The sequence below is a fragment of the Ureibacillus sp. FSL E2-3493 genome, assembly GCF_038077515.1.
GTDB lineage: Bacteria > Bacillota > Bacilli > Bacillales_A > Planococcaceae > Ureibacillus > Ureibacillus halotolerans.
The window spans coordinates 2,397,405-2,412,284 of the sequence record NZ_JBBOPK010000001.1 but is presented as its reverse complement, the minus strand read 5'-3'; the positions used below and the strand labels follow the sequence as shown (position 1 = coordinate 2,412,284).

Here is a 14,880-nt window from a genome sequence, read left to right as displayed (position 1 = left end):
TGAAATGTTCTGATCAACTTCAAACTTTCCATATAATATTGTTATTTTCTGAAATAATTGATACTATGAAATTAATCTCACTATAAAGGGGTTGCTTAATTGCTGCTACGGAAGGGTATAAAACTTGGAAAGAAAATTGATGAAATTACTGTTGGCGAAAAGTTACAAATAACTGAAAAAATCGAGGATAAAGATTTACTTTTATATTTAGGCTTAACAAATGACAGTAATCCACTCTATATTCAACATGATTATGCTCTTGAAACACCATTTAAAAAGCCGATTGTACCGACAATCATGTTAAATGGAATCATTACTTCTGCTATATCGAAACATATGCCTGGTCCTGGTTCCCATGTTCGTGAACAAAATTTAATTTATTTGGAACCGGTCTATCATAACGAAACGATAGAAATCTTATTAGAAGTTCATCATATTGATATTACCCAAAATGTAGTAGATATTTATGTAAATGCTTCTAAAGATAAAAATGTACAGGTATTAGAAGGAGTTATAAAAGTATTGCCTCCCCATTAGTGAAGTGTGGCTTACTGATTTGAAATGGGGGTTTCAAATCGATGTTGGAGGTTCTTTATGTCAAAAACAATTTTAGTGGTAGAAGATGAAGTATCAATTGCAACTTTATTAAAGTACAATTTAGAACGGGTAGGATATGAAGTGCTACTTGCCCATGATGGAAAAGTAGGACTAGATATGGCAATCGAACATTCACCAGATTTAATATTATTAGATTTAATGTTACCGACGATGGATGGTATGGAAGTATGTAAAGAATTGCGCAGTCAAAAGCGAAATATTCCGATCATTATGTTAACTGCTCGTGATGATGAATTCGATAAAGTGTTAGGATTGGAGCTAGGTGCTGACGATTATATGACGAAGCCATTTAGTCCACGTGAAGTTGTTGCACGAGTAAAGGCGGTTTTACGTCGTTTTACACCTATGCAACATCAAGATCAAGATGAACCTGAAAATACCGTTTATCAATATGGTAAATTACAAGTTTATCCAAACCGTTTTGAAGCACTTTTAGACGACGAGCCTTTAGAATTCACACCAAAAGAATTCGAATTACTCGTATATTTATTAGAAAACAAAAACCGTGTGTTAACGAGAGATCAGCTGTTGAGTGCTGTTTGGAACTATGATTTTGCTGGAGATACTCGAATTGTCGACGTACATATTAGTCATTTACGAGACAAAATCGAGGAAAATAGCCGAAAACCGAAGTTTATTAAAACGATTAGAGGGATTGGATATAAATTCGAGGAGCCAAAAAATCTATGAATTCCTATCGTAACCGATTATTTGTGATTTTTATTATATTAACCGGTTCAATTTTAGCTGTCCTTGGCTTCGTTTTAGGTCAGCTATTCCCTTTTTTTATTCAAAACTTTTCAACGGAAACGAATATCGATTTAAATAAAGAGGAAATAGCCTACATTAGTAGGCATTTTAATTATATTATTACTTTCTTATTGCTCGTTTCATTAGTATTAATAGGCTGCGTTGCTAGTTATTTAATTCGAAATTTGTTAGATCCAGTTGAAAATATTACGCAAACTGCTCGTGAGTTAACAAAAGGAAATTACCGTGCGCGCGCTTATGCAGTAGGTCCAAAGAGCATTGTAGAACTAAGAAATTCTATCAATAGTTTAGCAAGGAACCTTCAAGAAATTGAAAAAACTCGGGAAATTGAAGAAGAGCGGTTAAACACATTGATTGAAAATATGGGTAGTGCTCTCATTATGATTGATCGGGAGGCGACCGTATCAATTGTTAACCGTCAATTTTTAAATGGTTTTGATTTAAACATTGAAGAAGTAAAAGGTCGAAACTTTTTAACGTTAGGTTTGCCGGAAGAATTAGAAAAGTTTATAGACCATGTTTTTTTAACTGAGTTGCCTTACAGAAAACAAGTGGAAGTAGTCGTTCATCAAGAGATCCAATATAAACAAGTTTACGGTGCACCGGTAGTAGGTGAACATGGCCGATGGTTAGGTGTTGTCATCGTAATGCATGATATATCGGAGCTAATTCGACTGGAACAAATTCGAAAAGACTTTGTTGCGAACGTTTCCCACGAATTAAGAACACCAATTACATCGATTAAAGGCTTTTCTGAAACCCTTTTAGATGGTGCTTTTAAAGATGAAAAAATGCTTCTTTCCTTTTTAGACATTATTCATCAAGAAAGTAATCGTCTACAAATGTTAATTCAAGACTTATTAGAGTTATCGAAAATTGAACAGCATGGATTTTCTGTTAATCTTATGCCGACGAGTTTACAAGAGGTTTTAATACGTTCTGTTGAATTGACTAGTCCGCGTTTAGATGAAAAAAATATGCAATTTGACGTAGATATTGTTCGAGATGTTACAGTTATGGGTGATTTCAATCGCCTAATTCAAATATTTACAAATCTAATTGCTAATTCCATCACTTATTCTCCTGAAAATACTACCGTTACCCTTCGAATAAAGGAAAATGAAGAGTATGGTATTGTGGAAGTAGAAGACCAAGGAATGGGTATTGAAAAAAATGAAATAGCCCGTATTTTTGAACGGTTTTACCGAGTGGATAAAGCTCGTAGTCGTAATTCGGGCGGCACTGGGTTAGGCCTTGCCATCGTTAAGCATTTAATTGAAGCCCATTTCGGGAAAATAAATGTGGAAAGTGAAGTAGGGAAAGGTACGTGTATGAAAGTGTATATTCCTCTTAAAAAGAGTAATTAACAATTTATTTACAAAACTGTTATTGTAAATTCATATTCGAACGATATGATGATTAACAGAAACCCCCCTATTTCAAATTTAGTAATTAGCTTAAGTTCATAAGAAGTCCCTGAAGGAAGTGTCCCAATTTGTTGGGGCATTTTTTTGTTTTCATACGTTGTTTTAAAGGGGAAAACAAGTACTTTTATTGAAACTTTTTACATAATCGTCCGTAAATTAACTAAAGGTTCATGATACACCTTTAGAAAATAAGGGGGATTATAAATGAGTGTAAAGCGAACGTTATTATTAACAGGTCTAATTCTGCTATCCGCAGTCGCTTTAGTCGTTGTGTTCACTTCTTGGTATACAGTGGACGAATCGGAACAAGCGGTTGTTATTACATTTGGTAATGCAGATGAAACAATAACAGATTCAGGTCTTCATTTTAAAATGCCGTGGCCAATACAAAAGGTTGAAGTTCTATCAAAGGAAACATACAGTTTACAATTCGGCTATGAACAAAATGAAGATGGCGAAATTGAGGCATACGATGATGAAACGAAAATGATAACAGGTGATGAAAACATCGTCTTAACAGACTTAGTCGTTCAGTGGAAAATTACAGATCCAGAAAAATATTTATTTAATGCAGAAAATCCAAAACAAATATTACATAATGCAACATCCAGTGCTATTCGTTCTATTATAGGTAGTTCTACAATTGATGATGCTTTAACAGATGGGAAGGCAGATGTTGAAGCCGATACGCGAAATTTGCTAGTTAGCCTCATTGAAAAATATGATATAGGCGTAAGTATTTTAGGTGTTAAATTACAAGACGTGGAATTACCAAATGATGAAGTTCGTGCTGCATTTACAGCGGTAACGGATGCCCGAGAAACGAAAAATACGAAAACGAATGAAGCGGAAAAATATAAAAACCAAAAGTTAAGTGAAGCAGAAGGGGAAAAGGATGCGATTATTTCCCGTGCAGAGGGGGAAAAAGTTGCCCGAATCCAGGAAGCTGAAGGGGAAGTAGAAATTTTCAAGAAGTTATATGCCGAATATAAAGGGAATCAAGAAATAACACGTCAACGATTAATTATCGAGACGTTGGAAAATGTGCTGCCAAATACTCAACTTTATATTATGAATGATGATGGTGAAACGTTGAAATATTTACCGTTACAACCGACAACAACTTCTCCTGTAAAGGAAACGGAAGAAACAACGGAACCGACAGCAGAAGCGTCTGAAGGGAGTGATAAACAATGAGCAACAACAAATATGATGGGGATTTAGAAAAGTTTATTAAAGCTTTATTTGGCAATAAAAAGAAAAAAAATGTCGTTGATATAGAAGCGGCAAAGGTGATAAAGGAAAAAAACAACAAACAACCTATTAATGGTCGTCAATTTGCCAAATCAGCCATTTTATTCACAGCCATTTTTGCTGTATTCATTATACTCATTGCCAATGTTTATGTTGTAAAGGAAAATGAATACCGCGTCGTTCGCCAATTTGGTGAAGTGGTGAAATATGAAGAAGATCCTGGTTTAAACTTTAAAATACCATTTATTCAAAGTGTTACAACTTTACCGAAAAATTTAATGACGTATGATATGACGGAAGAAGAAATTAACACGCTAGACAAAAAGCGAATTATTATTGATAACTATGCGGTGTGGAGAGTGACAGATCCGAAAGCGCTTATTTCCAATTCTGGTACGTTAATTAATGCGGAATCTCGTATGGAGGAGTTCATTTATTCGGTCCTTCGAAATGAGCTTGGTCAATTAAATTATGACGAAATTATTAATGATGAAAATTCATCTCGAGGTAGTATTAATGAACAAGTAACGAAAAAAGTAAATGAACTTTTAGTAAGTGGGAATTTCGGAATTGAAGTAGTAGACGTACGGATTCGTCGTACCGATTTACCTGAGGAAAACGAACAGTCTGTTTATACACGGATGATTTCTGAACGGGAATCGATTGCACAAAAATACTTGTCAGAAGGGGATGCTGATAAAAATCGTATCGAAGCTCAAACGGACCGACAAGTGAAAGAATTACTTGCAGCTGCTGAAAAGGAAGCCGCTTTAATTAGAGCGGAAGGGGAGTCTCAAGCTGCTCAAATTTATAATAAAGCCTTTTCGGTCGATCCTGAGTTCTATTCTTTATATAGAACGCTAGAGTCGTATAAACAGACGATTGGTGAAGATACAATGATTATTTTACCATCGGATTCTCCTTATGCGAAATTGTTATCGGGATATTTAGAGTAAACTACTGACATCTATAAGTATGGGAAACCATATTTATAGATGTTTTTCTTTTATAGTGTCATATTTTACTACTTTATAATAATATAATTGTTGTTATAATAAAGTTATAATTACTAGAAAGTGAGGTATGGACGTTGAGTAGTATGAATAAATGGATTCAAAATGTATTGCTGGCCTTTATAATGTCTTGTTCGATGACCGCTTTATTTAGTTCAACTCCATACTTTTGGATGAAACTAAATATTTTTCATATACCGATTGTATTTATCGTGGTTTTTTGTTTAACGATTGGAATTGCGGAGGATATTCGAAACAGCTTTAAAAAAGTGTTTAAATTTGAAAAGAGGAAAGATAAACGTCCGATATGGGAAGTAGGGGTAGGGATGATCTTTTTCTTTTCCCAAGTTGGATTTGTTGAAGTGTTTGGACGCCATTTAATGGGGTATGAATTAGGTGGAATGCCGCTTTACTTCGTTTTTGCCTTCATGAATGCCTTTTTACTAACGGTTATTTACGAAGAACTCTTTTATCCAAAACAATCGAAAATACAAGGTTAATATTTTTCATAAATAACACGTATTGATCGTCATCGTATCAATACGTGTTTTATAATGGAAAAAAGGCTCTATTAAGGATAAAGTAAAATAGAGAAGTTATGAATATAAAGAGAATTTTGAGATAAGTGTGAAGGAGACCCATACATGACAAAAGAAAAGTTATTATTATTAGATGGAAATAGTTTGGCCTATCGAGCATTTTTCGCCTTGCCGTTATTAACGAATGATAGCGGGGTTCATACGAATGCTGTTTATGGTTTTACAACGATGCTTCAAAAAGTTTTGGAAGAAGAAAAACCGACGAAAATGCTCGTTGCCTTTGATGCTGGGAAAACGACTTTCCGTCACGAATCGTACGGAGAGTACAAAGGTGGACGTCAAAAAACGCCACCAGAACTTTCTGAGCAATTCCCGTATTTACGAAAATTAATCGATGCGTATCAAATTAAACGATACGAAAAGGAACTTTATGAGGCAGACGATATTATCGGCACCCTTGCGAAACAAGCAGAATCTGAAAATATGGACGTAATAATCGTCTCCGGAGATAAAGACTTAACTCAATTAGCTACAGATAAAGTAACTGTCTACATTACCCGTAAAGGGATGACAGATATCGAAAAATATACGCCAAGCCATATTGAAGAAAAATATGGACTTTCTCCCCTTCAAATTATCGATATGAAAGGGTTAATGGGGGATACATCAGATAATATTCCAGGTGTTCCCGGTGTCGGCGAAAAGACAGCCATAAAATTATTAAAGGAATATGGCTCAGTAGAAGCGCTATATGAACAAATTGATGACATGAAAAAATCGAAAATGAAAGAAAAGCTTGTGGAAAACGAAGAACAAGCGAAAATGTCAAAGAAACTGGCGACTATTTTTACTGAGGCACCGATCGATATTTCATTGGAAGATTTAAATTATCCGGGACCAAATGAAGAAGAAGTTTTAAATGTTTGGCAAGAACTATCCTTTAAATCGTTAATTGAGAAAAGTGATTTCCAAATGGAAGAAAAGGAAACGGCTGAATTAGTCTTTGACATCGTAACAGACGTGACACCAGACATGTTAAAGGATGTTATGGCTGTTCATGTTGAGTTGGAAAATGAACATTATCATACATGCCGTATTTTAGGATTAGGTTTCACTGATGGAACGAAAAACTTTTATATCTCCTTTGAAGATATGAAAAATAATGAAACGATTAAAAATTGGCTCGAAGATGAATCAAAGATTAAATATATGTCTGATAGTAAAGCGGCCCAAGCGATTTTAAACCGTATTAATATTGAATTGCGCGGTGTCGACTTCGATTTAGTTTTAGCGACATACATTGTAAATCCAGCAGTATCGGGCGATGATCTTGCTACATTAGCAAAAGAATATGGCTATTCGGATGTACAAGCGAATGAAACGATTTATGGGAAAGGAGCAAAATGGACTGTACCAGCAATGGAAGTGTTGGCGGAACATGTTTGTCGTAAAGCCTTTGCCATTTGGTCATTACAACCGGTCGTAGAAGAAAAGCTAAAAGAAAATGAACAGTTTGACTTATATCATAATTTAGAGCTTCCTTTAGCTTCCATCCTTGGAATTATGGAAAGCGAAGGGGTTAAAGTGAATATTTCTACATTGGAAAAAATGGGCGGAGAATTAGAACAAAAAATTTCTGCTTTAGAGAAGGAAATATATGAACTTGCAGGAGAGAAGTTTAACATTAATTCACCGAAGCAATTAGGCGTTATTTTATTTGAAAAATTAGGCCTTCCTGTTGTGAAGAAAACAAAAACAGGCTATTCCACTGCTGCCGATGTATTAGAAAAGCTCCAATCGGAACACAAAATCGTTAAATATATATTAGATTATCGTCAATTAGCTAAATTACAATCCACTTATATTGAAGGGTTAATAAAAGAAGTACACAGCGATGATAGTAAAGTTCATACAAGATTCCAACAAGCCCTAACAGCTACTGGAAGGCTAAGTTCAACGGATCCAAACCTTCAAAATATCCCGATTCGTTTAGAAGAAGGGAGAAAAATTAGACAAGCCTTTGTGCCATCAAAGGAAGGCTGGGTTTTATTTGCAGCCGACTATTCTCAAATCGAATTGCGTGTGTTAGCCCATATGTCAAAGGATGAAAATTTAGTAGATGCCTTTATTCAAGGTATGGATATCCATACGCGTACAGCGATGGATGTATTCCATGTGTCAGAGGAAGATGTAACAGCTAATATGCGTCGTGCAGCTAAAGCGGTTAACTTCGGTATTGTGTACGGAATTAGTGATTACGGTTTATCTCAAAACCTTGATATAACACGAAAAGAAGCTGGCGAATTTATAGATAAATATTTGCAAAGTTTCCCTGGTGTAAAAGAATATATGGACAGAATTGTGCAAGAAGCGAAATTAAATGGCTTTGTTACAACGATTTTAAATCGTCGCCGATATTTACCAGATATAACATCTAGAAACTTTAACTTGCGCAGTTTTGCTGAACGAACAGCTATGAATACACCGATCCAAGGTAGTGCAGCTGATATTATTAAAAAAGCAATGATTGATATGGATGCCCGTTTAAAACAAGAAGGTTTACAAACAAAAATGTTATTACAAGTGCACGATGAATTAATTTTTGAAGCACCGAAAGAGGAAATTGAAATTTTAGAGCGAATTGTACCAGAAGTAATGGAACATGCCATCGAGCTAGCTGTCCCATTAAAAGTTGATTTCTCATACGGGCATACATGGTACGACGCGAAATAAGGAAGTGGGATTATGCCTGAATTACCAGAGGTAGAAGGTGTTGTTCGAGAACTAGTGCCTACAGTAGAAGGAAAAACAATCGAACGCGTCAAACTATCCGATACGATCTTCACTTCTTGGGGAGCAGGGAAGCAATGTATTGTTAAAAACATGGATCCCCATCTATTTGAAGAAGTAATGCAAGGAATGAAAATTAATACAATTACTAGAAGATCGAAATATATTTATTTTCATATTGAAAAAGGGGAAGAACGATATCTTTTCGTCAATCATCTAGGAATGACGGGTGCTTGGTTTGTAGTCAAATCGTTGGCCGAAATTGGGGAGGAAAAATTTCGTAAACATGTGCATGCCATTTTTTATTTGACGACAGGAGAACTTCTTGTCTATTCAGATATACGCCGATTTGGTGAAATGCGATTTATGACAAAAATTGAGGAGCATCCCCCCCTTCTTCAAATGGCACCGGAACCATTTGAAGATGATGCTTGTGATTACTTTCTAAATAAATGTGAGCTTCCAAAGTATCAAAATAAGTCGATCAAAGAAGTAATCATGGATGGCCAAGTGATTTCAGGGTGTGGCAATATTTATGCAACGGAATCATTATTTAAAATGGGGATCCATCCGGCTAGGAAGACGAATCGCATTAGTAGAAAAAGAAAAATAGAATTATTTGAAGTGATCCGCGCCATTTTACTAGAAAGTATCGAAAGGGGCGGTTCAACGATTTCAGATTATCGTAATATAAATGGGGAAGCAGGTAGTATGCAACATCGCTTAAAAATGTATGGGAAGAAAAATTGTCCTACCTGTGGCACGTTAACAAAATCGTTGGTCATTGGGGGTCGTACTTCGGTCTTTTGTCCAAAATGCCAACATTAAAAGGTGTGTTGAGAAATGATTATTGGATTAACTGGAAGTATTGCTAGTGGAAAAAGTACGGTTGCAAAGATGTTGAAAGATTATGGTCTTCCAATTGTCGATGCCGATTTAGTAGCAAGAGTAGTTGTTGAACCGGGAACACCGACATTACAAAAAATAGTGGAAGCCTTTGGTGAGGTCGCGTTAACGGAAGATGGGGCGATGAATCGTCAAAAAATCGGAGAAATGATTTTCAATGATGAAGAACAACGTAAACGATTGAATCGTATAATTCATCCTGCAATACGTCAAGAAATGTTGCGTCAGAGAGATGAACATATCGCAAAGGGTGCCCAAACGGTTATTATGGATATTCCATTGTTATTCGAAAGTAAACTTCAACATTTTGTAGATAAAATTTTAGTTGTCTCAGTTACGGAAGACACACAGCTAAAACGATTAATGGAGCGAAATCAGTTAAGTGAACAGGAAGCAACCGCACGCATTTCGAGCCAATTACCTTTATCGGTAAAAGAACAAGGTGCTGATGCGGTGATTAATAATAATGGCACAATCGAAGAAACGGCGGAACAATTACAACGTATTTTACGCAATTGGGAAGTCATTGAATAAAAGAACTTTAAAAGACTTGGTTTTATACCCAAGTCTTTTTTATTTATTATTTTCAGAAAATAGAAATTTTTTAAATCTACAAGAAATATGTTCACCTTTTTATTAAATGTGCTATACTAATTATGAGAAAAAGATAACCTTATTAAAACGTAAATACAGGGGGATATATATATAATGACAGTTTCTATTGCTATTAATGGCTTTGGCCGTATTGGACGCATGGTTTTCCGCCAAGCAATTGTACAAGATGAATTTAATGTTGTAGCGATCAATGCGAGCTACCCATCTGAAACGTTAGCACATTTAATTAAGTATGACACAAATCATGGCAAATTTGAAGGTACTGTTGAAACTGAAGAAAACGCTTTAATTGTTAATGGCAAACGAGTTCAACTTATTAGTGAGCGCGATCCTATTAAATTACCTTGGAAACAACTCGGTGTTGATATCGTTATTGAAGCGACAGGGAAGTTTAACGACCGTGATAAAGCTGCGATGCATTTAGAAGCAGGTGCAAAAAAAGTCATTTTAACTGCTCCAGGTAAAAATGAAGATATTACAGTTGTAATGGGTGTAAATGATGACTTGTTAGATATGGATCAACATGATGTTATTTCTAACGCATCTTGTACAACAAACTGTTTAGCTCCTGTAGCGAAAGTGTTAAACGATACATTTGGTATTGAAAGCGGGTTAATGACGACTGTTCACGCTTATACAAATGATCAAAAAAATATCGACAATCCACATAAAGATTTACGCCGTGCCCGCGCATGTGCTGAATCGATCATTCCAACTTCAACAGGTGCTGCAAAAGCTCTATCTTTAGTGTTACCAGAGTTAAAAGGGAAATTACATGGTATGGCGTTACGTGTACCGACATCAAACGTTTCTCTTGTAGACCTTGTTGTTGATTTGAAAAAGGATGTCACAATTGAAGATGTAAACAACGCATTCAAAGCTGCAGCTGAAGGCCCATTAAAAGGAATTTTAAATTTCACGATGGAACCTTTAGTTTCAACTGATTATAATACAACGACTTATTCTTCAACAGTTGATGGTCCATTAACAATGGTAATGGGTAGTCGCAAAGTGAAAGTACTTGCTTGGTACGATAATGAGTGGGGTTACTCAGCACGTGTTGTTGATTTAACAAAGAAAATTGCAAAAGCTTTAGAAGTAGTAGTAGCTTAATTAAACCAATTAGTTGAGATAGAGGATGGGACAAAACCCACCTCTGAAATGAAAAGCCGGTGAAATTTTACGATAAGTAAAATTTCACCGGCTTTGATTATTTTAAATAAAAAATAAGGACCACTTCTGATAAAATTAAGTCACCACAACAAAATTATACAGAAAGAAGGATCCTTATGTTTAAAGATTATAACATGAATCAACTCGTTTTGCCTTTAGATTTAGAAGTAAAATTACAAAATAATGATATTGCTTTCCATATCCATCATCTAGTTGAAAGTATCCCTCATGAAGCGTTCGAACCATTTCTACGAAATGAGGGGTGTCCTGCCTATCATCCACGTATGATGCTTAAAATTATCTTATGTGCCTATACACAATCTATCTTCTCAGGACGGAAAATTGAAGCCCTATTAAAAGACAGTATCCGAATGATGTGGCTAGCCCAAGGATATGAACCAAGCTACCGTACAATCAACCGATTCCGTATTCAACCAGAAGTGAAAGATTTAATTCGTCAATGTTTCGTTCAATTCCGTTGCCAATTGATTGAAGAAAAGCTTATTGATCAAGAAGCAATTTTTATCGATGGTACAAAAATTGAAGCGAATGCGAATAAATTTACGTTTGTTTGGAAGAAAACCATTGAAAAATATCATCAAAGTTTAATTGAAAAGTCAAACCAGCTATACAATGAGTTACTAGAGAGTGAAATCATACCTGAAATTCAACGTGAAAGCGATGAACAGTTAACATTGGAAGAGCTCGCTCAATTGGTTCAAAAAGTGGACGATGTCGTAACTGAGTATGATAAACAAATTGAAACATCATCAGATGTTCCAGAACGAAAAGCCTTAAGAAATGAACGGAAATACCCGAAACAAGTGCGCAAGCAGTTGATTGATTTTGTCCTACGTAAACAAAAATACGAAAGAGACTTTGAAATCTTCGGTACACGCAATAGCTATTCTAAAACAGATCCAGATGCGACGTTTATGCGAATGAAAGATGATTATATGAAAAACGGACAATTAAAAGCTGGATATAATGTACAAATCGCAACGGAAGGTCAATATACGCTTGCCTATAGTATATATACAAATCCAACAGATACACGTACGTTAATTCCATTTCTAGATGAGATTGAGCAGCATTATTTTGAGTTACCAAAACACATTGTTGCAGATGCAGGTTACGGTAGTGAACAAAACTTTCATGATATCCTTTCGAATAGAAAACGAGAAGCACTTATTACGTATAGTATGTATTTGAAAGAACAAAAGAAAAAGTATAAACAAAACATATTTAATCCCGATAACTGGACGTATGATGAAGAAACCGATACATATACATGTCCTAATCAAAAACGTCTTGAATTTCAATATTATTCTGTCCGTAATGACCACACAGGCTTCCAACGGAAGCTCAAAATTTACGAGTGTGAAGACTGTTCGGGATGCCCATTCCGTTCATCGTGTACCAAAGCTAAAGAAGGCAACAATCGAAAATTAATGGTAAATGAAAAATGGGAACAGCAAAAAGAATATGTAAGAGCAAAGCTTTCAGAAGAGAAAACAAGTGCCATTTATCGAAGACGCAAAATCGATGTGGAACCAGTTTTTGGATTCTTGAAGGCTAATTTGCGTTTCACTCGATTTTCTGTACGAGGAAAATCGAAGGTAGAAAACGAAATGGGCCTCGCATTAATGGCTGTGAATTTAAGAAAATTCATGGCCATTAACTAAAGAAAAAAAGAATTTACATACAAAAATAGAGAAAGGTGAATTTGAGTTTCCTCAAATTCACCTTTCCCACTATTTGAAGCTAGTTATGTCCCAGCCTCCTTTTTTTATTTGTCAAAATATATTAAAATGTAGTTTTGCATACACAAAGAAGAGCTATTTTTCTAGAACAACTAGATTTGTTATAATAAGATTACTAATTAAAAGTGAGACGGGAGAAAAATTTTTATGAGATGTCCAGATTGTCAATATAATGGAACAAGGGTAGTGGATTCAAGGCCAGTAGATGACAATAAAGAAATTCGCCGAAGACGTGAGTGTGAGTCTTGTGGCTTTCGTTTTACAACCTTTGAAAAAATCGAGGAAACACCTTTAATTGTCGTTAAAAAGGATGGTTCCAGGGAAGAATTTAGTCGGGAAAAAGTATTGCGTGGTTTAATTCGAGCATGTGAAAAACGGCCGGTCGCTTTAGAAACGTTAGAGGGGATTGTCCTAACTATTGAAAAGGATTTAAGAAGAATAGGCAATTCGGAAGTCCGTTCGGAAGATGTAGGAGAAAAGGTCATGGATCTATTGGCACATGAGGATGAAGTCGCTTATGTTCGATTTGCCTCTGTTTATCGTCAATTTAAAGATATCAACGTCTTTATTTCTGAGTTGAAAGAATTGCTACATCGCCAAACGGATATAAAAAAATGAATGTGTGGAGGGAATTAAATGGTTCATTTGTATAAAGAAGTGCAGCCTACAGATCATTTTGAAATTAGTCTCCCTCAATTTCTTTCAACAAATGAACGCCAACTGTTAACATTATTTTATCAACCGTTGACAGGTCCTGAACCAATTAGTCTCTATTTAACTTTATGGGCAGAAGGGGAAGATTTACATACTACGCCTATGACCCATTATTATTTAATGAACGTTTTAAATATGTCTATTGGAAAAGTGTTTGAAGCACGTATTGCTTTAGAGGCGATCGGATTACTTCGTACATGGCGAAAGGATGAGGAAGATAGTCGCCATTTTATATACGAATTAATCCGACCCCTTGATGCCCATTCCTTTTTCCAAGACCCATTGTTATCGATGTTTTTATTTTCAAAAATTGGGGAACAGGCATATCGGAAATTGCGAAGACGTTTTATTAAACCGATGAATAAACAATCCTTTAAGGAAGTATCCCGTTCGTTTATGGATGTGTACAAGCCTGTCCATACGAATATACCAAAGGATGTAATAGAGGCAAATAGTAATAATCCAAATCAAAATTATCCTTTTTACTATGAGCAATTTGATTTTAATTTGTTAATGTCTGGTCTTTCAGAAAATCTGATTCCTTCCAGTAGTATTACTACGGATGTGAAGGAAGTGATAGCAAAACTGGCATTTTTATATCATTTATCCCCGTTGGATATGCAAAAGGTTGTGATTTTAGCATTGGATGATAATATGCAAGTTTCTCATGACCGATTAAAAAAGGCGGCAGCAGATTATTATAAATTAACTTTATCGAAGGAAGCGCCAAAGCTAGAGAAAACCTTTGTTCAAAGGGAACATCCAATGCCCGAAAAAATATCAAAGGAACAAGAATTACAATTGTATTTGGAAACGACTCCACCCCTTCAAGTGTTAAAGGATATTAATAATGGGAAGGAACCTTTACCATCTTCGGTTCAATTGGCGGAAGATTTAATTGTGAAACATGGGATGCCCGTTGGTGTAGTCAATGTATTGTTGGAGTATGTTATGCTAACAACGGATATGAAGCTTCCTCGAAAATATGTTGAAAGAATTGCAGATCATTGGATGAGGAAAAATTTAAAGACTGCAAAAGAAGCGATGGAATTAGCTCGTACGGAACGGGATAAATATACGAAGTGGAAAAATGAAAACGACAATAAAACTCAAGTGGCTACTTCCGGCTATAAAAAGCAAGCGAGGGCAAGTAAAGAAATCATTCCGGAATGGTTTTACAAAAGGAATGAAGAAAATAGTGAAAACGAGCAACAAGAACAGAAAGCTATTGATTTTGAGCAAGAGCGTTTGAAAATATTAAAAAAACTTGGTGTACAAGATGGGCAGGTGAACTAAC

At 35.5% G+C, this 14,880-nt stretch carries 13 protein-coding genes; all 13 read left to right on the top strand.

Annotation, left to right across the window (positions count from 1 at the left end):
* The first annotated feature begins 102 nt into the window (after positions 1–102).
* Positions 103–537, top strand: coding sequence for a MaoC/PaaZ C-terminal domain-containing protein (locus MHH69_RS12410; protein ID WP_406927982.1), 435 nt, complete (start codon positions 103–105; stop codon positions 535–537).
* A gap of 57 nt (positions 538–594) precedes the next feature.
* Positions 595–1,308: a response regulator transcription factor gene (locus MHH69_RS12405; protein WP_122971121.1), complete on the top strand. Its 714-nt coding sequence runs from the start codon at positions 595–597 to the stop codon at positions 1,306–1,308.
* Positions 1,305–2,756, top strand: a complete 1,452-nt coding sequence (pnpS, locus tag MHH69_RS12400) for a two-component system histidine kinase PnpS (RefSeq protein ID WP_122971122.1) — start codon at positions 1,305–1,307, stop codon at positions 2,754–2,756. Before MHH69_RS12405 ends, pnpS begins: the two co-directional genes overlap by 4 nt.
* A gap of 264 nt (positions 2,757–3,020) precedes the next feature.
* Positions 3,021–4,013 (top strand): FtsH protease activity modulator HflK, encoded by a 993-nt coding sequence (gene hflK / locus MHH69_RS12395; RefSeq protein ID WP_341362462.1) that lies wholly within the window; start codon positions 3,021–3,023, stop codon positions 4,011–4,013.
* Positions 4,010–5,026 (top strand): protease modulator HflC, encoded by a 1,017-nt coding sequence (gene hflC / locus MHH69_RS12390; RefSeq protein ID WP_341362461.1) that lies wholly within the window; start codon positions 4,010–4,012, stop codon positions 5,024–5,026. The genes hflK and hflC overlap by 4 nt, the downstream gene beginning before the upstream one ends.
* 143 nt (positions 5,027–5,169) lie before the next feature.
* Positions 5,170–5,583 (top strand): DNA polymerase I, encoded by a 414-nt coding sequence (locus MHH69_RS12385; RefSeq protein WP_341362460.1) that lies wholly within the window; start codon positions 5,170–5,172, stop codon positions 5,581–5,583.
* Between the two features lie 144 nt (positions 5,584–5,727).
* On the top strand, positions 5,728–8,355 hold the full coding sequence (gene polA, locus MHH69_RS12380; RefSeq protein WP_341362459.1) for a DNA polymerase I: 2,628 nt from the start codon (positions 5,728–5,730) through the stop codon (positions 8,353–8,355).
* A gap of 12 nt (positions 8,356–8,367) precedes the next feature.
* Entirely contained in the window at positions 8,368–9,240 is an 873-nt protein-coding gene (gene mutM / locus MHH69_RS12375) for a bifunctional DNA-formamidopyrimidine glycosylase/DNA-(apurinic or apyrimidinic site) lyase (RefSeq protein ID WP_341362458.1), read from the top strand.
* Between the two features lie 15 nt (positions 9,241–9,255).
* Complete coding sequence (coaE, locus tag MHH69_RS12370) at positions 9,256–9,852, top strand: dephospho-CoA kinase (RefSeq protein ID WP_122971128.1); 597 nt, start codon at positions 9,256–9,258, stop codon at positions 9,850–9,852.
* Between the two features lie 174 nt (positions 9,853–10,026).
* Positions 10,027–11,046 carry a glyceraldehyde-3-phosphate dehydrogenase gene (locus MHH69_RS12365; RefSeq protein ID WP_122971129.1) on the top strand — a complete coding sequence of 340 codons (1,020 nt, stop codon included), beginning with the start codon at positions 10,027–10,029 and terminating at the stop codon, positions 11,044–11,046.
* A 176-nt stretch (positions 11,047–11,222) separates the two neighbouring features.
* On the top strand, positions 11,223–12,791 hold the full coding sequence (locus MHH69_RS12360; RefSeq protein WP_341362457.1) for an IS1182 family transposase: 1,569 nt from the start codon (positions 11,223–11,225) through the stop codon (positions 12,789–12,791).
* 225 nt (positions 12,792–13,016) lie between these two features.
* Positions 13,017–13,487: a transcriptional regulator NrdR gene (gene nrdR, locus MHH69_RS12355; protein ID WP_122971130.1), complete on the top strand. Its 471-nt coding sequence runs from the start codon at positions 13,017–13,019 to the stop codon at positions 13,485–13,487.
* Positions 13,488–13,505: 18 nt separating this feature from the next.
* Complete coding sequence (locus tag MHH69_RS12350) at positions 13,506–14,879, top strand: replication initiation and membrane attachment family protein (protein ID WP_122971131.1); 1,374 nt, start codon at positions 13,506–13,508, stop codon at positions 14,877–14,879.
* Position 14,880 lies beyond the last annotated feature (1 nt).